The organism is Bradyrhizobium sp. BR2003 (genome assembly GCF_009720285.1).
Classification (GTDB): Bacteria; Pseudomonadota; Alphaproteobacteria; order Rhizobiales; family Xanthobacteraceae; genus Bradyrhizobium; species Bradyrhizobium elkanii.
The window spans coordinates 1-23,686 of the sequence record NZ_SMYJ01000015.1 but is presented as its reverse complement, the minus strand read 5'-3'; the positions used below and the strand labels follow the sequence as shown (position 1 = coordinate 23,686).

The 23,686-nt window shown below is 64.8% G+C and carries 22 protein-coding genes; 15 read left to right on the top strand and 7 right to left on the bottom strand.

Features of this window, described 5'->3' with window-relative positions; all coding sequences use genetic code 11:
• Positions 1-26 precede the first annotated feature (26 nt).
• From E2I15_RS10040 to E2I15_RS10020, 5 genes are all read right to left on the bottom strand, one after another.
• A complete protein-coding gene (locus E2I15_RS10040; protein WP_137477033.1) occupies positions 27-1,019 on the bottom strand; it encodes an ABC transporter ATP-binding protein in 993 nt (330 codons plus the stop codon).
• Positions 1,016-1,999 carry an ABC transporter ATP-binding protein gene (locus tag E2I15_RS10035; protein WP_137477032.1) on the bottom strand — a complete coding sequence of 328 codons (984 nt, stop codon included), beginning with the start codon at positions 1,997-1,999 and terminating at the stop codon, positions 1,016-1,018. Before E2I15_RS10035 ends, E2I15_RS10040 begins: the two co-directional genes overlap by 4 nt.
• On the bottom strand, positions 1,996-2,955 hold the full coding sequence (locus tag E2I15_RS10030; RefSeq protein WP_038383838.1) for an ABC transporter permease: 960 nt from the start codon (positions 2,953-2,955) through the stop codon (positions 1,996-1,998). The genes E2I15_RS10035 and E2I15_RS10030 overlap by 4 nt, the downstream gene beginning before the upstream one ends.
• 11 nt (positions 2,956-2,966) lie before the next feature.
• Positions 2,967-3,947: an ABC transporter permease gene (locus E2I15_RS10025; RefSeq protein ID WP_038383837.1), complete on the bottom strand. Its 981-nt coding sequence runs from the start codon at positions 3,945-3,947 to the stop codon at positions 2,967-2,969.
• A gap of 103 nt (positions 3,948-4,050) precedes the next feature.
• Positions 4,051-5,646, bottom strand: a complete 1,596-nt coding sequence (locus E2I15_RS10020) for an ABC transporter substrate-binding protein (protein WP_137477031.1) — start codon at positions 5,644-5,646, stop codon at positions 4,051-4,053.
• Positions 5,647-6,044: 398 nt separating this feature from the next.
• On the opposite strand from E2I15_RS10020, the gene E2I15_RS10015 reads away from it, so the two are divergent.
• The 6 genes from E2I15_RS10015 to E2I15_RS09990 all read left to right on the top strand — a co-directional run bounded on the left by E2I15_RS10015 (position 6,045) and on the right by E2I15_RS09990 (position 13,925).
• The gene (locus E2I15_RS10015) at positions 6,045-6,293 is read left to right on the top strand and encodes a DUF6489 family protein (RefSeq protein ID WP_137477030.1); all 249 of its coding nucleotides are present in this window, start codon (positions 6,045-6,047) and stop codon (positions 6,291-6,293) included.
• An 8-nt stretch (positions 6,294-6,301) separates the two neighbouring features.
• Complete coding sequence (locus E2I15_RS10010) at positions 6,302-7,093, top strand: alpha/beta fold hydrolase (protein WP_137477029.1); 792 nt, start codon at positions 6,302-6,304, stop codon at positions 7,091-7,093.
• A 59-nt stretch (positions 7,094-7,152) separates the two neighbouring features.
• The gene (locus E2I15_RS10005) at positions 7,153-8,703 is read left to right on the top strand and encodes a WS/DGAT/MGAT family O-acyltransferase (RefSeq protein WP_137477028.1); all 1,551 of its coding nucleotides are present in this window, start codon (positions 7,153-7,155) and stop codon (positions 8,701-8,703) included.
• Positions 8,704-8,715: 12 nt separating this feature from the next.
• A complete protein-coding gene (locus E2I15_RS10000; RefSeq protein WP_137477027.1) occupies positions 8,716-9,711 on the top strand; it encodes an alpha/beta fold hydrolase in 996 nt (331 codons plus the stop codon).
• Positions 9,712-9,853: 142 nt separating this feature from the next.
• A complete protein-coding gene (locus E2I15_RS09995) occupies positions 9,854-13,087 on the top strand; it encodes a bifunctional cytochrome P450/NADPH--P450 reductase (protein ID WP_137477026.1) in 3,234 nt (1,077 codons plus the stop codon).
• Between the two features lie 163 nt (positions 13,088-13,250).
• Entirely contained in the window at positions 13,251-13,925 is a 675-nt protein-coding gene (locus E2I15_RS09990; protein ID WP_137477336.1) for a polyamine aminopropyltransferase, read from the top strand.
• Positions 13,926-13,990: 65 nt separating this feature from the next.
• Here the strand turns inward: E2I15_RS09990 and E2I15_RS09985 are convergent, their stop codons facing one another.
• Together E2I15_RS09985 and E2I15_RS09980 are read right to left on the bottom strand one after the other, a co-directional pair.
• Positions 13,991-14,386: a nuclear transport factor 2 family protein gene (locus tag E2I15_RS09985; RefSeq protein WP_422109817.1), complete on the bottom strand. Its 396-nt coding sequence runs from the start codon at positions 14,384-14,386 to the stop codon at positions 13,991-13,993.
• A gap of 416 nt (positions 14,387-14,802) precedes the next feature.
• Entirely contained in the window at positions 14,803-15,723 is a 921-nt protein-coding gene (locus tag E2I15_RS09980) for an alpha/beta fold hydrolase (RefSeq protein WP_137477024.1), read from the bottom strand.
• Positions 15,724-15,901: 178 nt separating this feature from the next.
• Between E2I15_RS09980 and E2I15_RS09975 the strand changes: the two genes are divergently transcribed.
• From E2I15_RS09975 to paaB, 9 genes are all read left to right on the top strand, one after another.
• Entirely contained in the window at positions 15,902-16,285 is a 384-nt protein-coding gene (locus E2I15_RS09975) for a hypothetical protein (protein WP_038383828.1), read from the top strand.
• Complete coding sequence (locus E2I15_RS09970) at positions 16,282-17,364, top strand: PHA/PHB synthase family protein (protein WP_137477023.1); 1,083 nt, start codon at positions 16,282-16,284, stop codon at positions 17,362-17,364. The genes E2I15_RS09975 and E2I15_RS09970 overlap by 4 nt, the downstream gene beginning before the upstream one ends.
• 25 nt (positions 17,365-17,389) lie before the next feature.
• Entirely contained in the window at positions 17,390-17,986 is a 597-nt protein-coding gene (locus E2I15_RS09965) for a GNAT family N-acetyltransferase (protein WP_016842896.1), read from the top strand.
• A 181-nt stretch (positions 17,987-18,167) separates the two neighbouring features.
• A complete protein-coding gene (locus E2I15_RS09960) occupies positions 18,168-18,644 on the top strand; it encodes a phasin (protein WP_028331816.1) in 477 nt (158 codons plus the stop codon).
• A 213-nt stretch (positions 18,645-18,857) separates the two neighbouring features.
• Entirely contained in the window at positions 18,858-20,138 is a 1,281-nt protein-coding gene (locus E2I15_RS09955) for a DUF445 domain-containing protein (protein ID WP_137477022.1), read from the top strand.
• 190 nt (positions 20,139-20,328) lie between these two features.
• The gene (locus tag E2I15_RS09950) at positions 20,329-21,099 is read left to right on the top strand and encodes an esterase/lipase family protein (RefSeq protein ID WP_137477021.1); all 771 of its coding nucleotides are present in this window, start codon (positions 20,329-20,331) and stop codon (positions 21,097-21,099) included.
• 205 nt (positions 21,100-21,304) lie between these two features.
• On the top strand, positions 21,305-22,174 hold the full coding sequence (gene paaX / locus E2I15_RS09945; RefSeq protein WP_137477020.1) for a phenylacetic acid degradation operon negative regulatory protein PaaX: 870 nt from the start codon (positions 21,305-21,307) through the stop codon (positions 22,172-22,174).
• Between the two features lie 75 nt (positions 22,175-22,249).
• On the top strand, positions 22,250-23,242 hold the full coding sequence (gene paaA / locus E2I15_RS09940) for a 1,2-phenylacetyl-CoA epoxidase subunit PaaA (protein ID WP_137477019.1): 993 nt from the start codon (positions 22,250-22,252) through the stop codon (positions 23,240-23,242).
• A gap of 12 nt (positions 23,243-23,254) precedes the next feature.
• Entirely contained in the window at positions 23,255-23,542 is a 288-nt protein-coding gene (gene paaB / locus E2I15_RS09935; protein WP_016842890.1) for a 1,2-phenylacetyl-CoA epoxidase subunit PaaB, read from the top strand.
• Positions 23,543-23,686: the final 144 nt, after the last annotated feature.

Below are 23,686 nucleotides of genomic sequence, written 5' to 3'. Positions count from 1 at the left end.
GGACATGGCCGCTCCCATCCGCGTGATCATGCCGGAACGGCGGCGGGACTGTTGACGGCATGGCAGGCGACGCCGTCGATCAGTTCCGGCGTCTTCTGGCGGCAGAGATCGAAGGCGAGGGGGCAGCGCGGGTTGAACGAGCAGCCCGGCGGCGGATCGATCGGGTTCGGAATCTCGCCCTTCACCGGGATGCGCTGGCGGCCCGACATCGCAAGGTCCGGAACCGCGCCGAGCAGCATCTTCGTGTAGGGCATCCGCGGGTTCTCGAACAATTCCCGGCCCTCGGCGATCTCGACGATGCGGCCGAGATACATCACGCCGATCCGGCTCGCCATGTGGCGGACCACTGCGAGATTGTGGCTGATGAAGAGATAGGTGAGGCCGAACTTGTCCTGCAGGTCGCGCATCAGATTGAGGATCTGCGCCTGCACGGAAACGTCGAGCGCCGAGGTCGGCTCGTCGCAGACGATGAACTCGGCCTCCGATGCCAGCGCGCGGGCGATCGCGATGCGCTGGCGCTGGCCGCCGGAAAATTCGTGCGGGAATTTTTGGCCGTCGTCGGGGTGCAGGCCGACCAGCGAGAGCAATTCGCCGACCCGGGCCTTGATGTCGCGCTCGCCCTGGATCAGGTCGAAGGCGCGGATCGGCTCGGCGACGATGGCGGCGACCCGGTAGCGTGGATTGAGGCTCGCATAGGGATCCTGAAAAACCATCTGGATGCGCCGGCGCAGGCGGCGGCGCGCCTGGCCGTGCCGCGGATCGGTCATCGAGACCCCGTCGATGACGACCTCGCCCGAGCTCGGCGGCAGCAGGCCGACCACCATGCGCGCGACGGTGGTCTTGCCGGAGCCGGATTCGCCGACCAGCGCGAAGGTCTCGCCGCGCTTGATGTCGAAGGAGACGCCGTCGACGGCCTTCAGGAATTCGAGATGGCCGCCCTCGATCACGCGGTTGAGCCACGGCTTGGAGACGTCGAAGACGCGGCGCAGGTTCCTGACCTCGATCAATGTCCCGCTCATGCCGCCGTCTCCTTCTGCGGCTCGAACAGGTGGCAGGCGACGGATTGCGTGCCCTGCCGGATCGGCTCGGGGCGTTCGACGCGGCAGCGGTCGAAGGCGAATGCGCAGCGCGGATTGAACGGGCAGCCAGGCGGGATCGCCGACAGCCGCGGCATCGAGCCGGGGATCTGCACCAGGCGCTTGTCCTCGCCGGCGAGGGTCGGGATCGCGCCCATCAGGCCCTTGGCGTAGGGATGCAGCGGATTGCGCACCACCTCCTGCACCGGGCCGATCTCGGCGATGCGGCCGGAATACATCACCGCCACGCGGTCACAGGTCTCGGCGATCACGCCCATGTCGTGGGTCACCAGCATCACGGCGGTGCCGTGGTCGCGGCCGAGCCGCTTGATCAGCGCGATGATCTGCGCCTGCACGGAGACGTCGAGCGCGGTGGTCGGCTCGTCGGCGATGATCAGCTCGGGCTCGGCGCAGATCGCGAGCGCGATCACGACGCGCTGGCGCATGCCGCCGGAGAATTCGTGCGGGTAGCCGTCGATGCGCTTTTCCGGCGCAGGAATGCCGACCTCGGCCAACAGATCGATGGCGCGCCTGCGCGCGGCGCTTTCGCTCAGATTGCCGTGGGTGCGAATGGTCTCGACGATCTGGTCGCCGATCCGGTAGAGCGGATTGAGGCTGGTCAGCGGATCCTGGAAGATCATGCCGATCCGCTTGCCCCTGATGCGGCGGATCTCCTCGGGCGGCAGATGATCGATCCGCGTGCCCGAGAGCTCGATCTCGCCGCCGGAGATGCGGCCGGGCGGATCGATCAGGCCGATCACGGCAAGGCCGGTGACCGACTTGCCGGCGCCGGATTCGCCGACCACGCCGAGTACCTCGCCCTTGGCGATGTCGAACGACACGCCGTTGATGGCGCGCAAGGTCGCACGGCGGGTGACGAATTCCACCTCGAGATTGCGCACGGAAAGAACAGGCTTGGTCATCGGAGCTTCGGATTGAGGGCGTCGCGCAGCCAGTCGCCGAGCAGGTTGATGGAGAGGATCAGGCCGGCCAGCGCAATGCCGGGGAAGGCGACGATCCACCATTCGCCTGCGAACAGATAGTTGTTGCCGATCCGGATCAGGGTGCCGAGCGAGGGCATGGTGTCGGGCATGCCGGCGCCAAGGAACGACAGCGTTGCCTCGGTGATGATCGCGAGTGCGAGGTTGATGGTGGCGATCACGAGGATCGGGCCCATCGTGTTGGGCAGCACGTGCCGCAGCATGATCTTCGGCGCCGGCAGACCGATCAGCTGCGCCGCGGCGACGTAATCCTTGTTCTTCTCGACCATTACCGAACCGCGCACGGTGCGGGCATATTGCACCCAGAAACTGAGACCGATCGCGATAATGAGGACGCCGAGCGTGCTTATCTCGTCGAGCCGGTTGCCGAGCAGCGATTTGGCAACGCCGTTAACCAGCAGCGCGATCAGGATCGCGGGGAAGGTGAGCTGCACGTCGGCGATCCGCATGATCACGGTGTCGACCACGCCGCCGAAATAGCCTGCGATCAGCCCGAGGGCGATGCCGAGCGCGCCGGCAAAGACCACGCCGGCCAGGCCGACCGCAAGCGAGATGCGCAGGCCGTAGAGGATCGCCGAGAGCACGTCGCGGCCCTGCTCGTCGGTGCCGAGCAGGAACGGGCTTTGGCCGTCGGCGGTCCACAGCGGCGCGATCCGCGAGTTGATCAGCTGCAGCTGCGCCGGATCGAACGGGTTCTGCACCGCGAGCCACGACGCGAAGATCGCGAGCAGAAAGAACAGCAGCGTGATCACGGCGGCGACCATCGTCAGCCTGGAGCGACGGAACGAATAGAAGATGTCGCTGTCGAGCGCGCGCCTGAACCAGCCGGCAGGGGCCTGGTGGTCTTGGGAGCGATGGGGGACGACGGCATCGGACATCGGTCAGCCCCTCACGCCGCGCGGCCGACGGTCGATCGCAAGCGCGGATCGACCACGGTGTAGAGGATGTCGACCACGAGATTGATGGTGACGAAGATCAGCGAGACCATCAACAGATATGCGGCCATGATTGGGATATCGACATTTTGCACGGCCTGCACGAACAGAAGTCCCATACCCGGCCATTGGAACACGGTTTCGGTGATGATCGAGAAAGCAATAACCGAGCCAAACTGCAGGCCGGCCACCGTGATCACGGGAACCAGGGTGTTCTTCAACGCATGGCCGAAATGGATCGCGCGCGTGGTCAGCCCGCGGGCGCGGGCGAAGCGGATATAGTCGGTCCGCAACACTTCCAGCATTTCGGCGCGCACCAGCCGCATGATCAGGGTCATCTGGAACAGCCCGAGCGTGATCGCCGGCATGATCAGCGCCTTCAGGCCCGAGACGGTCAGTAGTCCGGTGGTCCACCAGCCGAGCTTCACCACCTCGCCGCGGCCGAAGGAGGGCAGCCAGCCCAGCGTCACCGCGAACAGATAGATCAGGAGGATGCCGATCAGGAAGGTCGGCAGCGAAATGCCGATCAGCGATACCGCCTGGAATAACTTGGCGAGCACGGTGTCGCGGCGCAGCGCCGAATAGACCCCCATCAGGATGCCGGCCACCATCGCGAACAGCGTGGCGCAAATCGAAAGCTCCAGCGTCGCCGGCAGCCGCTCCGCCAGCAGCGAGGAGACCGGCAGGCGGAACTGGTAGGATACGCCGAACTTGAACTGCAGCGCGTTGATGAAGTAGCGGCCGAACTGCACCAGCACGGGATCGTCAAGGCCGAGCGACTGCCGGATTTCAGCGCGCTGCGCGGCCGAGGTGTCGATCGAGACGATTTGGTTCACCGGGTCGCCGGCGAAGCGGAACATGGCGAACGCAATCACGCCGACGGCGAGCATCACGCCGATCGCCTGCAGGAAGCGGCGAAGAGTGAAAGCCAGCATCTCTACCTTTCACTGCCCTTGACATTCGGCGCGCGGCCTTGCGCGGCCGGAAAACGCGACGTCCCGGAAGCCTGCGCTTCCGGGACCCAATGCGCCAAAGCCACTATTCACCCTGTTTGGTCGCCCAGTAGAGCAGCACCTGGTTGTCCGCGCGCTGGGTCAGTTTGACCTTTTTCGACACGCCCCACACCAGCGGTTGCTGATGCAGCGGAATGTAGCCGTAATCCTTGATGACGATGTCGTAGGCCTGCTTGATCAACTGGTCGCGCTTGGCAGTGTCGCCCTCGATCAGGACCTTGTCGGTGAGCGCGTCGACTTCCTTGTTGCAATAGCCGCCGAGATTGGCCTCGCCCCTTGTGGCATCCTTCGGATCGTCGCGGCAGCCGAGGATGTCGTGCAGCACGTTGTGCGAGTCGGACGTCGCGGGCGTCCAGCCCAGCATGAAGAACGAGGTCTGGTAGCCGCCGGGCTTCAGCACCTTGGCGAAATACTGCGCCTTCGGCTGCGCCAGCAAATTCACTTTGACGCCGATGCGGGCCAGCATGCCGACCACCGCCTGGCAGATCGCGGCGTCGTTGACATAGCGGTCGTTCGGGCAGTCCATCGTGACTTCGAAGCCGTTCGGATAGCCGGCGTCGGCCAGCAGCTTCTTGGCACCATCAGGATCGAGCTTCGGCCGGGTGAATTCCTTCGACAGCGGATAGAGCTCGGGCGCGATCATCAGCGTCGAGGGGGTCGACATGCCGCGCATGACGCGGGTTTTGATCAGATCGACGTCGATGGTCTTGTAGAAGGCTTCGCGGACGCGGATGTCCTTGAACGGATTCTTGCCCTTGATGTTGGAATACAGCAGCTCGTCGCGCGCCGTATCCATGCCGATGAAGATGGTACGGATCTCCGGCGCGGTCATGACGGTGGCGACGCCGCTGGAATTGACGCGCTGGATGTCCTGGAGCGGAACCGGTTCGATCACGTCAACTTCGCCGGAGAGCAGCGCGGCAACGCGGGTGGCGTCGGAGCCGATCGGGGTGAAGATGATCTCCTTGAGATTATGCTCGGGCTTGCGCCAATAGCCTGGAAACGCCTTGAACACGGTCTTCACGCCGGGCTGGTGGCTCTCGATCGTGAACGGGCCGGTGCCGTTCTCGTGCAGCGCCGCGTAGCTCGGCGTGGTTGCGGAAGCCGGTGTCGGTGCGACCGAGTTGTTCTCCTCGCACCACTTCTTGTCCATGATGTACCAGCTATCCCATTGCGAGATCAGGATGGGATTGGGCGAGTCCAGCGTCACGTCGACGGTGTAGTCGTCGACCTTGCTGAACTTGGCGTCCGCCGGGACGTTGCTGAGGAAGTTGGAGCCCTTGGCGCGGACGCGCTCGGCCGAGAACAGCACGTCGTCGGCGGTGAAGGGATCGCCATTGTGGAATTTCACGCCCTTGCGCAGATGGAAGCGCCATTTGGTCGGGCTCAGCGTCTCCCAGCTTTCCGCCAGGGCCGGAATGATCTTGAGGTCCTTGTCGCGCGCGGTGAGGCCTTCGTAGACGTGGGCGTGGTGCGCGATCGTCGTGGTTTCCTTCAGCGTGTAGGGATCCAGCGACTTCAGCTCGCCCTGGTTGGCGTACTTCAGCGTCTGGGCCGATGCCGGCAAAGCAAAGGCGACGAATGCGACGGCAGCCGCCGCAAAACTCCAACGTACCGACATGTGATCCCGCGTCCCCGTTTTTGTCCGCCGGCTGCTGTGTCCGGCTGGTATTCGATCCATGTTGCCAGAGTTTACCGGCCGCGCAAGCGCGATTTGCCAAAGGGTTAACCCGTCCGCGCGGGTGCAGCGCAATGAACCGGATTAGAGAGTAGGCTGTTGGCGCGAACGCGTGACATTCGACTTTCGGCGTGCCGCTTGTCGCTCCCGGGAATGATCACCGGCGCGCCTCCTTTACGCCGGCCGCTCCAACGGGTTTGGATCGACGGGTCCAAGCGGTTTGGTTGACCATAACGGATGATTGAGGCCGACCGCCGATCGGGACAGGTACGGCTCGCTTGCGCAACTCGCCCCGTCCCGGCGATACTATGGCGGGCCAGGGCGCATTTGAGGAGGCGGATATGAAGGTCAACGTCGAGATAGATTGTACGCCCCTCGAAGCGCGGCAATTCTTCGGCCTGCCGGATGTCGGGCCGATGCAGACCGCGGTGATGGACAAGCTGCAGCAGCAGATGACGTCGAACATCGATAAGATTTCGCCGGAATCGCTGATGCAGAGCTGGTTCACCTTCGATCCCAAGCTCGCCGAGCGCTTCCAGGACATGTTCGTGGCGATGGCCGGCTTCGGCGGCGCGAGCAAGAAGAAATAGTGACCGGCATGGACAGGAGCATTGATGGGACCGAACGCCGGTTGCGCCCGCCGAGCCTGCTCCTGATGCTGGCGGAGGCGCGCGGCGTGCTCGAACTCAATTCGAGCCTGCTGCTGTCGCCCCTGCTGATGCAGGCGCCGAAGGGCGATGGTCATCCGGTGCTGGCGCTGCCGGGCTTCCTTGCCAGCGACCTTTCGATGGCGCCGATGCGGCGCTATCTGAAGGAGCTCGGCTACGACGCCTATGCCTGGAACATGGGCCGCAATTTCGGCGGGATTTCCAGCCGGCGGGCTGCGCTGCGCGACCTGCTGAAGCGGGTCCGTGAGGCGTCGGGGCACAAGGTCTCGATCATCGGCTGGAGCCTCGGCGGCGTCTATGCGCGCGACCTGGCGTCGCAGATGCCGGAGCTGGTGCGCTCCATCATCACGCTGGGCAGCCCGTTCGCCGACGACATCCGCGCCACCAATGCGACGCGGCTCTATGAGCTGTTGTCCGGCGAAGCTGTGAACGACATCCCGGAAATCCGCGCCGCAATCGCCGGCGACATGCCGGTGCCGACCACCTCGATCTACTCCCGCACCGATGGCATCGTGAACTGGCGGACCTCGCGCGTGCGGCCGTCGGCCACCGCCGAGAACATCGAGGTGCATTTCGCCAGCCATATCGGCCTCGGCGTCAATCCCGCGGCGCTGTGGGCGATTGCGGACCGGCTGGCTCAGCCGGAAGGGGAATTCCGGCATTTTGACCGCTCGGGCCCCTTTGCCATTGCCTACGGCCCGGCAGAACAGGCACTATCCTGACCAAACGACCAGAAGCGCCGCCCAAGGCGCCCGCGTAAGTAGGCTCTCGGGAGGAGATCATGAGCGACGCCAAGAAGCTGTCCTCGCTGGACGCATCGTTTCTCTATCTGGAAACGCCGGAAATGCCGATGCATGTCGGCAGCATGGCGATCTTCCGCCTGCCCGACGGCTACAAGGGCGACTTCTTCGAGGAGTTCAAGGCGATGATCGCCTCGCGGCTGCACATCGCGCCGATCCTCAAGGCGCGCCTGCAGAAGGCGCCGCTCGACATCGATCATCCGTCTTGGGTCGAGGACGACCAGTTCGACATCGACCGCCACATCTTCCGCGCCAGCCTGCCGGCGCCGCGCGACCGCGCGACGCTGGAGCGCATCGTCGGCTGGATGCACGCCAAGCTGTTGAACCGCGCCCGCCCGCTCTGGGAGTTCTACGTCTTCGAGGGCATGAAGGACAACGAGATCGGGCTCTATTCCAAGATGCACCACGCCTGCATCGACGGCGGCGCCGGCGCGGCGCTGACCAGCATGATCTACGACCTGACGCCGGTGCCGCGCGAGATCGAGCCGCCGAGCGCGAAGAAAGTCGCGCAGGAGCCGCGCGACATCGCGGCCAATCTGATCGATGCCTATCAGCAGCTCTGGACCCAGCCGTTCGAGGCGGCGGCCGCCGCGCAGAAGAGCCTGGAGCTGCCGCGTTCCGGCAAGAGCGACCTCGGCTCGATCCTGTTCGACAACGCCATGTTCCAGATCGAGAGCGCGGTGAAGTTCGCCGGCTCGATGCCGACGGTCATGAAGAGCCTGTCCGACGTCGTCGCCAAGGTCGCCGATCCGAGGTCGCGCGAGAGCCTGCAGGCGATGTCCTCGCCGCCGACCATCCTCAACAAGGCGATCTCGTCGGAGCGCAGCTTTGCCGGCACCTCGATCTCGCTGTCGCGCGCCAAGGCACTGGCGAAGGCGTCCGGCGGCAAACTCAACGACGTCGTGCTGGCGCTCGCCTCGAGCGTGGTGCGGCGCTATCTGATCAGCCAGGGTGCGCTGCCGAACAAGTCGCTGACGGCAGGCGTGCCGATCTCGCTGCGCGAGGAGGGTAATGCCGAGTCCAATAACCAGGTGTTCGGCATGATCTGCTCGATCGCGACCGACATCGAGGACCCAAGGAAGCGGCTGGAAACCATCATCGCGCAGTCGACCAAGTCCAAGGAGATGTCGCATCCGCTGCGCGCTTTGGTGCCGCAGGTCACCAACATCTCGCTGCTCGGCGCGCCGATCCTGGTGCAGATCCTGGCGCTGCTCTACAGCCGCTCCGACCTGTCCAACGTGCTGCCGCCGGCCACCAACATCACGGTCTCGAATGTGCCGGGGCCGCGGCAGACGCTGTATGCGGCGGGTGCCGAGCTGCTGCACATCTTCCCGGTTTCGATCTCGACCCACGGCGTGGCGCTCAACATCACCGTGCAGAGCTACCGCGATCAGCTCGATTTCGGCTTCATCGTGGGCGCCAACATCATTCCCCACGTGCAGGTGATGTGCGACATGCTGCCGCTCGAGTTCGATCTACTCGAGGCGGCGTTCGCGCCCCCGCCTGCGGACATCAAGGGCGCAGCCGAATAAGGATCCCTGCCGATGATTGAGATGCCACCGCTGCAGTTCGCCGAGACGAACGGCATCCGCATGGGGTTTTATGAAGCGGGCCCCAAGACCGACACGCCGCCGGTGGTGCTGTGCCACGGCTGGCCTGAACTGGCGTTCTCCTGGCGCCACCAGATCAAGGCGCTGGGCGAGGCCGGCATCCGGGTGATTGCGCCGGATCAGCGCGGCTATGGCGCGACCGACCGGCCGGAGCCGGTCGAGGCCTACGACATGGAGCACCTGACCGGCGATCTCGTCGGGCTGCTCGACCATCTCAAGATCGACAAGGCGATCTTCGTCGGTCACGACTGGGGCGGCTTTGTCGTCTGGCAGATGCCGCTCAGGTATCCTGCGCGGGTCGCCGGCGTCGTCGGCGTCAACACGCCGCATTGGGACCGCGCACCGATGGACCCGATCGCGCTGTTCCGCCAGCGCTTCGGCGATCACATGTACATCGTCCAGTTCCAGGATCCGGGGCGCGAGCCCGACCGCATCTTCGGCAGCCGCGTCGAGCAGACCTTCGACGCCTTCATGCGCAAGCCGGTGCCGCGTCCGGCGGATGCGCCACCCGAACAGCCGATTGCCGGCGTCGGCGCCTCGGCGCGGCTCAATCTGGCGTTTCCGCAGATGATCGCGAACTACGACGCCAGGCATGATCCGCGCACGCCGATCCTGTCGGCGGACGAGAAGAAGGTGTTCGTCGACACCTTCACCAAGACCGGCTTCACCGGCGGCATCAACTGGTATCGCAATTTCACCCGCAACTGGGAGCGCTCGGCCGGGCTGGACCATCACGTCCGGGTGCCGTCGCTGATGATCATGGCCGAGAACGACGCGGTGCTGCCGCCCTCGGCCGCCGACGGCATGGAGCGGCTGGTGCCGGACCTCGAGAAGTACCTGGTCAAGGACAGCGGCCATTGGACGCAGCAGGAAAAGCCTGACGAAGTCAGCGCGAAGCTGATCGAATGGCGCAGAAAGCGGTTTGGGTGAGGTGGAAGCGATCGCGCGTGGCGCTTGATGTCATTCCGGGATGGTCCGAAGGACCGGCCGCGGAATCTCGAGATTCCGGGTTCGATGCTGCGCATCGCCCCGGAATGACGGAATAGAAAGCCGAGCAGGGGGCAATCTCAACATGGCGTCCGGCAACAGACTGAGTCCGATTCCGCATCCGCCGACGAAGCCGGTGGTCGGCAACATGCTGTCGCTGGACTCGACCGCGCCGGTGCAGCACCTCGTCAAGCTCTCCAAGGAGCTCGGACCGATCTTCTGGCTCGACATGATGGGCGCGCCGCTGGTGATCGTGTCCGGCCACGACCTCGTCGACGAGCTCTCCGACGAGAAGCGCTTCGACAAGGCGGTGCGCGGCTCGCTGCGCCGGGTGCGCGCGGTCGGCGGCGACGGCCTGTTCACCGCCGACACCAAGGAGCCGAACTGGAGCAAGGCGCACAACATCCTGATGCAGCCGTTCGGCAACCGCGCCATGCAGTCGTACCACCCGAGCATGGTCGACATCGCCGAGCAGCTGGTCAAGAAATGGGAGCGCCTCAACGCCGACGAGGAGATCGAGGTCGTCCATGACATGACGGCGCTCACCCTCGACACCATCGGCCTCTGCGGCTTCGACTACCGCTTCAACTCGTTCTACCGCCGCGACTACCACCCGTTCGTGGAATCGCTGGTGCGCTCGCTCGAAACCATCATGATGACCCGCGGCCTGCCGCTCGAGGGTCTGTGGATGCAGAAGCGGCGCAAGACGCTGGCCGACGACGTCGCCTTCATGAACAAGATGGTCGACGAGATCATCGCCGAGCGGCGCGGCAACACCGCTGCGACCGACGACAAGAAGGACATGCTGGCGGCGATGATGACCGGCGTCGACCGCGCCACCGGCGAGCAGCTCGACGACGTCAACATCCGCTACCAGATCAACACCTTCCTGATCGCCGGCCATGAGACCACCAGCGGCCTGTTGTCGTGCACGATCTACGCGCTGCTGAAGCACCCGGAGGTGCTGAAGAAGGCGTATGAGGAGGTCGATCGCGTCCTTGGACCCGACGTCGATGCGCGGCCGACCTATCAGCAGGTGACCCAGCTCACCTACATCACGCAATGCCTGAAGGAGGCGCTGCGGCTGTGGCCGCCGGCGCCGGCCTACGGCATCGCGCCTTTGGCCGATGAGACGATCGGCGGCAAGTACAAGCTGAAGAAGAACACCTTCATCACCATCCTGGTGATGGCGTTGCATCGCGATCCCAGCGTCTGGGGCCCGAACCCCGACGTGTTCGATCCCGAAAATTTCAGCCGCGAGGCGGAGGCCAAGCGCCCGATCAATGCCTGGAAGCCGTTCGGCAACGGTCAGCGTGCCTGCATCGGCCGCGGCTTTGCCATGCACGAGGCGGCGCTGGCGATCGGGATGATCCTTCAACGCTTCAAGCTGATCGACGTGCATCGCTACCAGATGCATCTGAAGGAGACGCTGACCGTCAAGCCGGATGGTTTCAGGATCAAGGTGCGGCCGCGCGACGACAAGGACCGCGGCGCGTTCGCCGGCAGCACGGGCGCGGTTGCGGCCGCGCCGAAGGCCCCGCGCGCGCCGGCCACGCGTCCCGGCCACAACACGCCGATGCTGGTGCTGTACGGCTCCAATCTCGGCTCCGCCGAGGAACTGGCGACCCGCATGGCGGATCTGTCCGAGATCAACGGCTTCGCCACGCGGCTGGGCCCGCTGGACGATTATGTCGGCAAGCTGCCGGAGGAGGGCGGCGTGCTGATCATCTGCGCCTCCTACAATGGCGCGGCGCCCGACAACGCCACGCAGTTCGTCAAATGGCTCGAAAGCGACCTGCCGAAGGATGCCTTCGCCAAGGTCCGCTACGCGGTGTTCGGTTGCGGCAACAGCGATTGGGCGGCGACCTACCAGTCGGTGCCGCGTTTCATTGACGAGCAGCTCACCAAACATGGCGCGCGCGCCGTCTATCCGCGCGGCGAGGGCGATGCGCGCAGCGATCTCGACGGCCAGTTCCAGAAATGGTTCCCGGAGGCGGCCAAGGTCGCGACCAAGGAATTCGGCATCGACTGGAATTTCACCCGCACCGCCGAGGACGAGCCGCTCTATGCGATCGAGCCGGTGGCGCAGGACGCGGTCAACACCATCGTGACGCAGGGCGGCGCGGTGCCGACGAAGGTGCTCGCCAATAACGAGCTGCAGACCAAGGCAGGCGCCCATCCGTCGGAGCGCTCGACCCGGCATATCGAGGTCGAGCTGCCGGCCGGCCTGAAATACCGCGTCGGCGATCATCTCAGCGTGGTGCCGCGCAACGATCCGACATTGGTCGATTCAGTTGCGCGCCGCTTCGGCTTCCTGCCGGCCGACCAGATCCGCCTGCAGGTCTCCGAAGGCCGCCGCGCGCAATTGCCGGTCGGCAACGCCGTGTCGGTCGGGCGGCTGCTCACCGAGTTCGTCGAGCTGCAGCAGGTCGCGACCCGCAAGCAGATCCAGATCATGGCCGAGCACACCCGCTGCCCGGTGACCAAGCCAAAGCTGATGGCCTATGTCGGGGATGACGATGTCTCGGCCGTGCACTATCGCACCGACGTCTTGGCGAAGCGCAAATCGGTGTTCGACCTGCTCGAGGAATATCCGGCCTGCGAGCTGCCGTTCCACCTCTATCTTGAAATGCTGTCGCTGCTCGCGCCGCGCTACTACTCGATCTCGTCGTCTCCGGCCGGCGAGGCGCAGCGCTGCAGTGTCACCGTGGGCGTGGTGGAGGCGCCGGCAAGTTCCGGGCGCGGCATCTACAAGGGCGTCTGCTCGAACTATCTGGCGCGCCGCCGCGCCGGCGACACCGTCCACGCCACCATCAAGGAGACCAAGGCCGGCTTCCGCCTGCCCGATGACAATGCCGTGCCGCTCATCATGATCGGGCCGGGCACCGGGCTCGCACCGTTCCGCGGCTTCCTGCAGGAGCGCGCCGCGCGCAAGGCGCAGGGCGCGACGCTGGGGCCGGCGATGCTGTTCTTCGGCTGCCGGCATCCCGAGCAGGACTTCATCTATGCGGATGAGCTGAAGGCGTTCGCAGCCGACGGCGTCAGTGAACTCCACACCGCCTTCTCGCGCGCCGATGGCCCGAAGACCTATGTGCAGCACCTCGTCGCCGCGCAGAAGGACCGGGTCTGGGAACTGATCCAGAAGGGCGCGATCGTCTATGTCTGCGGCGACGGCGGCAAGATGGAGCCCGACGTCAAGGCGACCCTGATGTCGATCTATCGCGAGCGCATCGGTGTCGACACCGACGCCGCCGCGCGCTGGATCGAGGAAATGGGCACAGGGAATCGCTACGTGCTCGACGTCTGGGCAGGCGGGTAGGCTCGGCGCTCGGGACGACGGTGATGTGGTTGAGTGCGACTTTCTTTCCCATCGTCGCTTTTGCAGGGACGACACTGAGTTTGTTGCGCCGTTCGTGAGTCACTATTCGGATGCTCTGGGTGCCAGCTTCGCTCGCCCTGACGTCCATGTTACAAGCCGCCGCATGATTCCATGGGAAAAGATCGATACCGCGCGCATTCCCGGCACCGAGGGTGAATTGCGTCTGATGCGGCGAGGCCACGAATTCTCGATCATGCTCGGCACCAACGAGCTGATGAACAGCCGCCTGTCGGGCTCGGAAGAGGCGTTGGCGACGCTTGCCGCGAAGAAGATCGAGAAGGTCGCACGGCCGCATTTTCTGATCGGCGGCCTCGGCATGGGCTTTACGCTGCGGGCCGCACTCGCCGTGCTCGGGCCCGAGGCGCAGATCACGGTGGCCGAACTGGTGCCGGCGGTCGTTGCCTGGGCGCGAGGCCCGATGGCGGCGATCTTCGGCGACAGCCTGAACGATCCGCGTGTGAGCATCCGGGAGGAGGATGTTGCCAGCGTGATCGAACGCCAACCGCTCGCCTTCGATGCCATCCTGCTCGACGTCGATAACGGGCCTGAAGGTCTGACCCGCAAGGCCAATGACGCGCTATACGATGTCGCCGGGCTCAAGGTCGCACACACGGCATTGCGGCGCGGCGGCGTGCTCGCCGTCTGGTCGTCCGGTCCGAATGCCAGGTTCCCGAAATCGCTGTCCCGGGCCGGGTTCGCGGTCAACGAAATTGCCGTCCGTGCCACCGGCCGGGGCCGCGGTGTCCGCCACGTGATCTGGATCGCGGTCAAGCAATAGCCGGCGTCCCGGCGCGCTCGCCGGCCTGATCATGCCAGATGCCGAGCACAAGCCGTCACGATGTCTCAGAACATCGTGTTGCCGTTCGCCGGGGTTTCCGGAACTGGCTGCACCACGTCCCAATGCTCGACGATCTTGCCGTCCTCGAGCCTGAAGATGTCGATGATCGCATTGCCGCGGGTGCCGGGCTCGCGCACGGCGTGGACGTGCAGGATCACGTAGTCGCCGTCGACGAATGAGCGCTTGATCTCGCTGCGCGAGTTCGGAAACTTCTCGCGCAGGAAGCCGATGAACTTGCGGAAGCCTTCCGGGCCGTCGGCCGCGCCGGGATTGTGCTGCACATAGCGGTTGCCGACATAGGCCAGCGCCGCGTCGGCGTCCTTCTGGCTCAGTCCCTTCTCGTAGAACGCCAGCACCGCCTTGCGGTTGGCTTCCTGCTGCGCTTCGCTGGCGGCCGCCATTGCCGATGAAGACGCCAGCGCGAGGAGGAGAGCGGCGACGGCTGTCCGTGGCCGGAGAAGGGTCTTCATCTGGAGACTCCCGGTGGCTGAGCGATGGATAGCGCTCTCTACAGCGTCCATGCCGCGCCCGGAAGAACGCACTCCTGGCTCACATGGTTACCGGAAGATACCTGCCTGGAGCATGATGAGATCAGGTTGAGCTGGATCGGCGTCGAAAGTTCACCTCTCCCTTGGGAGAGGTCGATTTCCGTAGCAAATCGAGTGAGGGGTTAGGGTCTATCCAGAGAGCAAAGAGCCCTCACCCGGATTGCTCTGGACGGTGCTTCGCATCGCCAGGCGCAATCCGACCTCTCCCCGGCGGGGAGAGGTGAACCGAGACGCCCCTGCAGATTCAACCAAAACTCATCCCGCTCTAGTTAGGCCGCCTTCGACGCCGCGCCATGCGCGTGCTTGTCGATGACGTCGATGATCCGCGGCCACATCGGAATCGGCAGGGCGTGGCCCATGCCCTCGATCATCACGAGCTTCGCGCCCGGGATCGAGACCGCGGTGTCCTTGCCGCCTTCGGGATGCACCAGCGGATCGATGGTGCCATGGATCACCAGCGTCGGCGCCTTGACGCCGCGCAGGCGCTCCTTGCGGCTGCCGGAGGCGAGGATGGCGCGGAGCTGGCGGCCGACGCCCTCCGGATTGAGGCCACGCTCATAAGTGCGCCGCGCGCGTTCGGGATCGAGCGCCTCGTCCTCGGGGAACGAGCCGTTGCGCAGCACCTTCCAGGTCTGCCCGAAGCGGACGAAATACTCTTCCTTGCTCTTCGGCGGTGGCGCCATCAGCACCGCGGTCGCCTCGCGGGTCGGCCCCGGGATCTTTGGATTGCCCGTGGTCGACATGATCGAGGTCAGCGAGCGCACGCGCTCGGGAAAGGTGATCGCAACCTCCTGCGCGATCATGCCGCCCATCGAGGCGCCGACCAGATGCGCGGTGCGGATGCCGAGCGCATCCATCAGCCCGATCGTGTCGCGGGCCATGTCGGCCAGCTTGTAGGGCGCTGCGACCGGGATCTTCAGAAAGCGGAGCTTGAGCAGTTCGAGCGCGGTCAGCCGCTTGCCGCCGCTCAGGCGGGAGGATTTGCCGATATCCCTGTTGTCGAATCGAATGACGCGAAAATCGCGCGCGGCGAGCTGGCGGCAGAACTCGTCGTCCCAATGGATCATCTGGGCGCCGAGGCCCATGATCAGGAGCAGCGGCTCGGCATTCGCATCGCCAAAAATCTCGTAGCAGATGTCGATGCCATTGGCGCGGATGATCTGCGGCGGCTGATGGGCGAGCGTGGTCACGGGCGTCCCCTGCTGGTGTCGCGGTCAGGAACCTCTATGCCACGGATTGACGCAGCGCAGAAGAGCCTCGGCGTCGCTGGTCGCGCCGCGCAGTTGACCGATCAGCAGCAACAGTGTCGTATGGCAGAAACAAATGGAAGCGCGGCAAGCGCTCAAAATTGGTGTGGAGGAGCGCCGCATGGCCGACAAGGGCAACGACCCTGCCGTGATCTGGCAGACGATGATTGGCGAGATGGAGAAGGGGTTCAACTCCTTCGGCAACCAGCTCATGACCTCGCCGGAATTTTCCAAGGTGATGAACCAGGCCGGCGGCGTCGCGGCCGGCGCGCAGAAGCAGCTCGGCGAGCTGATGGAGAAATATCTGCTGGCGATGAATTTGCCGAGCCGCGCCCAGCTCGTCGGCATGGCGGAGCGCCTGCAGTCGATGGAGAACCAGCTCAACGAGATCAAGACGCTGCTGCAGCAGGTGCACCACAATTCGCTGGCGCCGGACGACGGCCACGGCGCAACGCCACGGCCACCGCGCACCAAGCAGCCGCCGGCGGAGGGAGGCAGCAAATGAATGCTCCCACCGCCTTTGATTTCGCCTCGATCTCCGAGCGGGTACAGTCCGAGGTGCAGCGCGCGATCCAGCGCAGCATCAAGGGCGTCGAGTATTTCTCGAGCTCCGGCCCCTCGCTCGGCTCGACGCCGAAAGACGTGCTGTATTCGCGCGGCACCATGAACCTCTATCACTACCGGCCGCTGGCCAGCGAAGTCTATCGCGTGCCGGTGCTGATCGTGATGGCGACCACCAACCGCGGCTACATCCTCGACCTGGTGCCGGGGCAGAGCTTCATCGAGTTCCTGCTCAAGCGCGGCTTCGACGTCTACATGCTGGACTGGACTGCGCCGAAGCCCGAGGAAAAATCGCTGCGCATGGAGGATTACGTCCTCGACTTCATCCCGGAATCGGTCCGCCGCGTGCAGCAGGATTCCGGCGAAAAGGACGTCTCGGTGATCGGCTATTGCTTCGGCGGCGTGCTGTCGCTGCTCTACGGCTCGATCTTCAACGACGGGCCGATGAAGAACCTGATCTGCTTCACCACGCCGATCGATTTCCGCGAGATGAAGCTGTTCTCGAATTTCGCCGACCGCCGCTATTTCGATGTCGACCGCCTGATCGACAGCACCGGCAACATGCCGCCCGAACTGATCCTGCAATCGTTCGACATGTTGCGGCCGGCCGCGCGTGTCGTCGGCCAGATCCAGCTCTGGGACAACATCTGGAACGACGAGTTCGTCAAGTCGTACCGGATGTTCGATCGCTGGGCGACCGACACGCTGCCGCTCGCGGGCGAATATTTCCGCGCCATCACCAAGGACCTGATGTGGGACAACAAGCTCTACAACGACACCATGACGGTCGGCGGCCGCGAGGCGAAGCTTGCCGACATCAAGGTGCCGATCCTGCACGCGGTCGCCGAGCACGACCACATCGTGCCGTATGATGCGGCAAAGCATCTGATCACCAAGATCGGCTCCGCTGACAAGGAGGAGGTGATGCTGAAAGGCGGTCACGTCTCGCTGGTTGCCGGCGCCAATGCAATCAAGCGGCTGTGGCCGAAACTGGACTCCTGGCTGGGCAAGAGATCGACCTGAGAAGGGCGACTTGAGAGAGATCGACATGACCGAACAACGTTCCTATCCGCGCCGCATCAAGACCGAAGCAGGCGACATCGAGTTTCGCCTGATGATTCGGGATCACGAGGCCGCGGTGCTGGCTTTCGCGCAGAAGCTGCCGACGCATGATCTCTTGTTCCTGCCGCGCAATATCAGCCAGCCGAAGGTGCTGTCGGCCTGGATCAACGAGATCGAGCGCGGCGACATCACGAGCCTGCTCGCGATCAAGGACGGCAAGGTGGTCGGCTGCGGCACCCTGGTGCGCGATCCGCACTCCTGGTCGCCGCATGTCGGCGAGATCCGGATGGTGGTGTCACCAGACGTACGCGGGCAGGGCGTCGGACGGGCGCTGTCGCAGGAGACCTTCGCCATCGCGCTCGGTGCCGGGCTGGAGAAGTTTTCGGTGCAGATGACGGTCGACCAGCGGGCGGCGATCGCCTTGTTCGAGAGCCTCGGCTTCAAGGCGGAGGCGCTGCTGCGCGACCATGTCCGCGACGTCGAGGGCAAGACCCACGACATCGTCGTGCTGGGGCACAACGTGGCGCAGGTCCGGGCACAGATGGAGGCATATGGGGTCTCCGAGGCGGTTGGAGGTAATTAGAAACCTTCTATCGCCTTTTCGGTAGGCGACCTGCCGGATTTTCATGCTGTTCACAGGTTCGTGATATCGCATCGCAACATTGATGTTGCGATGCACCATGGGTCGTGTCATAACACCATTGCCCCGGGCCAATTCGGACGGGGTGAGCCCATAGCTCAAACCTGAGGATGGAGAGACCCCAATGACCACCGAAACCAATTCCGTGCTGAACAGCGTCAAGGAAGCCTTCGCGCCCGTCACCGAGGCGTTCACCAAGCTTCAGAACCTGGAAGTTCCGGAAGCCGCCCGTGAGTTCGTGAAGAAGCAGGCCGAGGCCGCCAAGACCCGCGCTGCCGATGCCTATGCCGGCTCGGAGAAGGTGACCAACGTGATCGAGTCCGCTGTTGCCGGTTCGGTGACCGAAGCCGCCAAGATCAGCCGCAACATCCAGCAGGCGATCTACCAGGACGCCGAGGCGTTCTTCGCCGGTATCGACAAGCTCGCGTCCGCCAAGTCGCTGAGCGAAGCCGCCCAGATCCAGTCGGAGCTGGCCCGTGCGCGTGGCGAGCTGTTCGTCTCGCGGGCAAAGGCCACCACCGAGTATCTCGGCAAGCTCGTCACCGACGGTGCGAAGACCGCGCAGGACAACTTCGCCAAGGTCTACGGCAAGACCGCCTGATCGCGCTTGCGCTGACCGACTGCCCTTTTCGAAGGCCCGCCATTGCGGGCCTTCTTTTTTGCAGGTGTCCTTCATAACTCATCGTATCCACCGTCATTCCGGACGACGCGAAGCGGCGATCCGGATTCTCGAGATTCCGGGTTCGTGCTTCGCACGCCCCGGAATGACGGCAGTGGGCCATGCTATGCTTCGTTCGTCACCCCTGCGAAACCCATGACCCTTCCCGCCGCCCTCATCGCAACGCCCGTCGATGCCGAACGCGCCGCCGAGCTGCGGCGCGTCAAGTGGCTGGCGACCGGCGTGCTGGCGGCAACCTTCATTATTTTCATCGCAGCGAAGACGCTGCTGCCGGTGCATCCGGTGTTCGGCTTCATCGCGGCATTTGCCGAGGCCGCGACCATCGGCGGGCTCGCCGACTGGTATGCCGTCGTCGCCTTGTTCAAGCGGCCGCTCGGCCTGCCGATCCCGCATACTGCGATCATCCAGAGCAATCAGGCGCGCATCGCCGAGAAGCTCGGCGAGTTCATCGAGAACAATTTTCTGGAGTCCGGGCCGGTCGAGGCCAAGCTGCGCGAGATCGATTTCGGTTCGTTCATCGCCGACTGGCTGCGCGATCGCAAACGTTCGGAGGATCTCGCCCGCTTCGTGCTGCGGATGCTGCCCGAGGCGTTTGCGGCGACCGAGAGTTCCGGCCTGATGCAGTTCATCAGCCGCCGCGTCACGACGCAGGTGCTCGCGATCGACCTCGCGCCGCTTGCGGCCGGCGCGCTGCGCGGCTTCGTGCAGGAGGGCAAGCATGGCGGCCTGCTCGACGACATCCTGCGCGTGCTGCACCAGACGCTGACGCAGCAGGAGACCATGGCCGTGATCCGCGACAAGGTCCGCGCCGAGATGCCGACGCTGCTCAGGCTCTATCGCGCCGACAAGTTCGTGGTGAACCGGATCATCGCGTCCGCCACGAAATTCTTCGAAGAAGTGCGCAACGACCCGCAACATCCGTTCCGCGGCGAGTTCGACCGCATGCTGCTGTCCTTTGTCGACCGGCTCGGCAGCGACAAGGCATTCGCCGATCGCATCGATGGTCTCAAGCGCGATTTGATGGCGCGGCCGGAGCTGGCCAATCTCGGGCGCACCGTCTGGGCCAACGTCAAGGACTTCATCGAACGCAGCGCCTCGGGCGAGTCGCAGGTGCTGCAGCATCAGCTGGCGCGAATGCTGGTCGAGGCCGGCGACGCGCTCGACGGCGACGCCGACCTGCGCGGCGAGATCAATCAGGGCCTGGTGGCCATCCTGCGCACCGTCGTCGCCGAGCAGAAGAGCGGCGTCTCGGGCTTCATCGCCGACCAGATGAAGAGCTGGGACATGGAGCAGCTGATCTCCCTGATCGAGGTCAATGTCGGCAAGGACCTGCAATACATCCGCTTCAACGGCGCGCTGATCGGCGGGCTTGCCGGCCTCGCGCTTTACACCCTGGAGTACACGTTGCGGCTGTGACCGATTGGGCACGAACGTCACTTTAGTTGTGGCAAGTGTGACCTGGACCGCTTGCACGAAAGTGTCCGGTTCCCTAGCTTTTCAGGACAGATTGTTGCGTTGCGGAACGATTCCGCCGGGTTTGCGTCAATTCCGTTGACCCATTCTCGTTGGTCCCATTGCCGGCGGCCCTGCCGGAAGAGGAGCTGAAATGTCCGTTGCTGCGCAGACGCTACGCCCGCCGTCCAGGACGCTGATGTTTCTGGAAGGCCGCGCCATTCATGAGCTCGGCGCCTTTCTTGGTGCATTGCCGCTGCTCAGCCTCGCGCCGCGCGGCGACGGGCACCCGGTGCTGGTGCTGCCGGGGCTGATTGCCTCCGACATGTCGACCCGGCCGCTGCGCGACTTTCTCAGGAGCAAGGGCTACGCCGTCAGCGGCTGGCGCCAGGGCCGCAATCTCGGGCTTCGCTCCGGCGTGCAGGACGGGATGGTCGACCTGCTGCGGGAGATGAATGAAACCACCGGCCGCAAGGTCTCGGTGGTCGGCTGGAGCCTCGGCGGCCTCTACGCGCGCCAGCTCGCCAAGATGATGCCGGAGCGTGTGCGCCAGGTGATCACGCTCGGCAGCCCGTTTGCCGCCGGCCCGAAGTCGACCAATGCCTGGCGTGTTTATGAGATGGCCAGCGGCCGCCGCGCCGACGAGGAGGATTCCCGTTTCGGCGGCTCGCTCGCCGGAGCGCCGCCGGTGCCGACCACCGCGATCTTCAGCCGCACCGACGGCGTCTGCGCCTGGCAGGGCTGCCGCGAGCAGTCCTCGTCGATGACCGACAGCATCGAAGTCGAGAGCAGCCATTGCGGCATGGGTCATCACCCGGCCGTGGTCTACGCGGTCGCCGATCGCCTCGCGCAGAAGGAAGGCGAGTGGGCGCCGTTCGATCGCAGCGGCTGGCGCAGCATCGTTTATCCGGATCCCAATCGGTAGATCTTGCGAAGGTCTCTCTTCACCTCGCCCCGCTTGCGGGGAGAGGTCGGATTGCGAAGCAATCCGGCGAGGGGGGACTCTCCAGGTGTCGTCTCTCACCGCATTTGCGGAGACTCCCCCTCATCCCGAACTTCTCCCCGCACACGGGGAGAAGGAGAAGATCCGCGCATTGTCGTGAATCGACAAAACGCGCTATGCGTTGGGCATGCCAGAGCCGCTTGCCCGCATCGTCGATCAGCTGAAGCGCGAGCCGTCACGCACCGGCTCGATCATCATCACCGTATTCGGCGATTCCATCGTCCCGCGCGGCGGCTCGGTGTGGCTCGGCACGCTGCTCGAATTCTTCAAGTCCCTCGACATCGACGGCAATGTGGTGCGCACCGCGATGTCGCGGCTCGCTGCCGACGGCTGGCTCGAACGCAACAAGGTCGGCCGCAACAGCTTCTATCGGCTGAACGCCAGGGGCCGGCAGACCTTCGACACCGCGACGCGGCACATCTACGATCCGCCGCCGTCGGACTGGACCGGCCGCTTCGAACTGCTGCTGATCGGCAATGCCGAGGACCGCGACGCCGCGCGCGAGGCGCTGAAGAATGCCGGCTTCGGCAGCCCGCTGCCCGGCGTGTGGGTCGCGCCGTCGGGCGTGCCGATCCCCGTTGAGGCGTCGCGTGCGATCCGTCTCGAAGTCTCCGCCGAGGATGACAGCGGACGCCGATTGCTCAGCGAAAGCTGGCCGCTCGACCGCACCGCGGACGCCTATCTGAAGTTCATGAAGACGTTCGAGCCGCTGCACGGCGCAATCATCCGCGGCGAGCAGCTGAGCGACGCCGACGCCTTCACTGCGCGCATTCTCTTGATCCACCATTACCGCCGCGTCGTGCTGCGCGATCCGCTGCTGCCGTATCAGCTGCTGCCGAAGGATTGGCCGGGCAGGGCGGCGCGGAAACTCTGCGGCGAGATCTATCGCGGGCTGCTTTCGCCGTCGGAACAATGGCTTGACGGCCATGCAACCAACGAGGACGGGCCGCTGCCGAAGCCCAACGGGGCGGTGGCGCGCCGTTTCGAGGGCGTCTGAACATGTTACAGAAATATCTTGCATTCTGAAATTTGTGTTATATATGTCGCCTAACAACACATTGGGAGGTCGGCCATGTACACGCAGGCGCTCAACTCATCCGACGGCGACGATCGCGGCGTCGAGGATGTGGCCCGTGCCGGTCAGTTCCAGGCCCGCATCGATGCCGACGAGCGCATCGAGCCGAACGACTGGATGCCCGCCGCCTATCGCAAGACGCTGACCCGGCAGATTTCCCAGCACGCTCATTCCGAAATCGTCGGCATGCTCCCCGAGGGCAACTGGATCACCCGCGCGCCGTCGCTGCGCCGCAAGGCCGCGCTGCTCGCCAAGGTGCAGGACGAATGCGGCCACGGCCTCTATCTCTACGCCGCCGCCGAGACGCTCGGCACCTCGCGCGAAGAACTGGTCGACGCGATGCTCTCGGGCAAGGCGAAATATTCCTCGATCTTCAACTACCCGACGCTGACCTGGGCCGACATCGGCACCATCGGCTGGCTGGTCGACGGCGCGGCGATCATGAACCAGATCCCGCTGTGCCGCTGCTCCTACGGCCCCTATGCGCGCGCGATGATCCGCGTCTGCAAGGAGGAGTCGTTCCACCAGCGCCAGGGCTTCGAGATCATGGTGACGCTGTGCCGCGGCACCGCGGAGCAGAAGGCGATGGCGCAGAACGCGCTCGATCGCTGGTGGTGGCCGGTGCTGATGATGTTCGGTCCGCCGGACCAGGTCAGCCAGCATAGCGACACCTCGACCAAATGGAAGATCAAGCGCTTCTCCAATGACGAGCTGCGCCAGAAATTCATCGACGCCACCGTGCCGCAGGCCGAGTTCCTCGGGCTGACGATCCCCGATCCCGGCATGAAGCAGAACGTGAACAGCAATTGGGAACACAGCCCGATCGACTGGGACGAGTTCAAGCAGGTGCTGGCAGGCAACGGCCCCTGCAACCGCGATCGTCTCGCCGCGCGCCGCAAGGCGCATGAGGAGGGCGCCTGGGTGCGCGAGGCCGCGATGGCCTATGCCGAGAAGCGCAAGCGCCGCCAGCTCGCGCAAGCCGCAGAATAAGGGAGCGCCGAGATGGCCACGCCGAACGTTCCGCTCTGGGAAGTCTTCATCCGCAGCCGCAATGGCCTGGCGCACAAGCATGTCGGCTCGCTGCATGCGGCCGACGCGACGCTCGCCCTGCAGGCCGCGCGCGACATCTATACCCGCCGCGGCGAGGGGTTGTCGATCTGGGTGGTGCCATCGAACGCGATCACCGCGTCCGATCCGTCCGAGAAGGGCATGATGTTCGAACCGGCGGAATCCAAGATCTACCGCCATCCGACCTTCTACGACGTTCCCGACGAAGTCGGACATATGTGAATTTCTCTCTCCCCTCATGGTGAGGCGCGCAAAGCGCATCTGAAACCACATGAGGCCCGTGCCGCATTCGCGGCCCATCCTTCGAGACGCGCCTCCGGCGCTCCTCAGGATGAGGTCTGAGCAAGTGGATATGAGAACATGGCA

Excerpts from the sequence above, each read along its gene's own strand:
- E2I15_RS10000 (WP_137477027.1), top strand. The coding sequence starts at position 8,716 with ATGATTGAGATGCCACCGCTGCAGTTCGCCGAGACGAACGGCATCCGC.
- E2I15_RS09955 (WP_137477022.1), top strand. The coding sequence starts at position 18,858 with ATGACCCTTCCCGCCGCCCTCATCGCAACGCCCGTCGATGCCGAACGC.
- E2I15_RS10015 (WP_137477030.1), top strand. The coding sequence starts at position 6,045 with ATGAAGGTCAACGTCGAGATAGATTGTACGCCCCTCGAAGCGCGGCAA.
- E2I15_RS10005 (WP_137477028.1), top strand. The coding sequence starts at position 7,153 with ATGAGCGACGCCAAGAAGCTGTCCTCGCTGGACGCATCGTTTCTCTAT.
- E2I15_RS10025 (WP_038383837.1), bottom strand. The coding sequence starts at position 3,947 with ATGCTGGCTTTCACTCTTCGCCGCTTCCTGCAGGCGATCGGCGTGATG.
- paaX (WP_137477020.1), top strand. The coding sequence starts at position 21,305 with ATGCCAGAGCCGCTTGCCCGCATCGTCGATCAGCTGAAGCGCGAGCCG.
- E2I15_RS10035 (WP_137477032.1), bottom strand. The coding sequence starts at position 1,999 with ATGACCAAGCCTGTTCTTTCCGTGCGCAATCTCGAGGTGGAATTCGTC.
- E2I15_RS09970 (WP_137477023.1), top strand. The coding sequence starts at position 16,282 with ATGAATGCTCCCACCGCCTTTGATTTCGCCTCGATCTCCGAGCGGGTA.
- paaB (WP_016842890.1), top strand. The coding sequence starts at position 23,255 with ATGGCCACGCCGAACGTTCCGCTCTGGGAAGTCTTCATCCGCAGCCGC.
- E2I15_RS10020 (WP_137477031.1), bottom strand. The coding sequence starts at position 5,646 with ATGTCGGTACGTTGGAGTTTTGCGGCGGCTGCCGTCGCATTCGTCGCC.
- E2I15_RS09995 (WP_137477026.1), top strand. The coding sequence starts at position 9,854 with ATGGCGTCCGGCAACAGACTGAGTCCGATTCCGCATCCGCCGACGAAG.
- E2I15_RS10010 (WP_137477029.1), top strand. The coding sequence starts at position 6,302 with ATGGACAGGAGCATTGATGGGACCGAACGCCGGTTGCGCCCGCCGAGC.
- E2I15_RS09950 (WP_137477021.1), top strand. The coding sequence starts at position 20,329 with ATGTCCGTTGCTGCGCAGACGCTACGCCCGCCGTCCAGGACGCTGATG.
- paaA (WP_137477019.1), top strand. The coding sequence starts at position 22,250 with ATGTACACGCAGGCGCTCAACTCATCCGACGGCGACGATCGCGGCGTC.
- E2I15_RS09965 (WP_016842896.1), top strand. The coding sequence starts at position 17,390 with ATGACCGAACAACGTTCCTATCCGCGCCGCATCAAGACCGAAGCAGGC.
- E2I15_RS09960 (WP_028331816.1), top strand. The coding sequence starts at position 18,168 with ATGACCACCGAAACCAATTCCGTGCTGAACAGCGTCAAGGAAGCCTTC.
- E2I15_RS09975 (WP_038383828.1), top strand. The coding sequence starts at position 15,902 with ATGGCCGACAAGGGCAACGACCCTGCCGTGATCTGGCAGACGATGATT.
- E2I15_RS10040 (WP_137477033.1), bottom strand. The coding sequence starts at position 1,019 with ATGAGCGGGACATTGATCGAGGTCAGGAACCTGCGCCGCGTCTTCGAC.
- E2I15_RS09985 (WP_422109817.1), bottom strand. The coding sequence starts at position 14,386 with ATGGCGGCCGCCAGCGAAGCGCAGCAGGAAGCCAACCGCAAGGCGGTG.
- E2I15_RS09990 (WP_137477336.1), top strand. The coding sequence starts at position 13,251 with ATGATTCCATGGGAAAAGATCGATACCGCGCGCATTCCCGGCACCGAG.
- E2I15_RS10030 (WP_038383838.1), bottom strand. The coding sequence starts at position 2,955 with ATGTCCGATGCCGTCGTCCCCCATCGCTCCCAAGACCACCAGGCCCCT.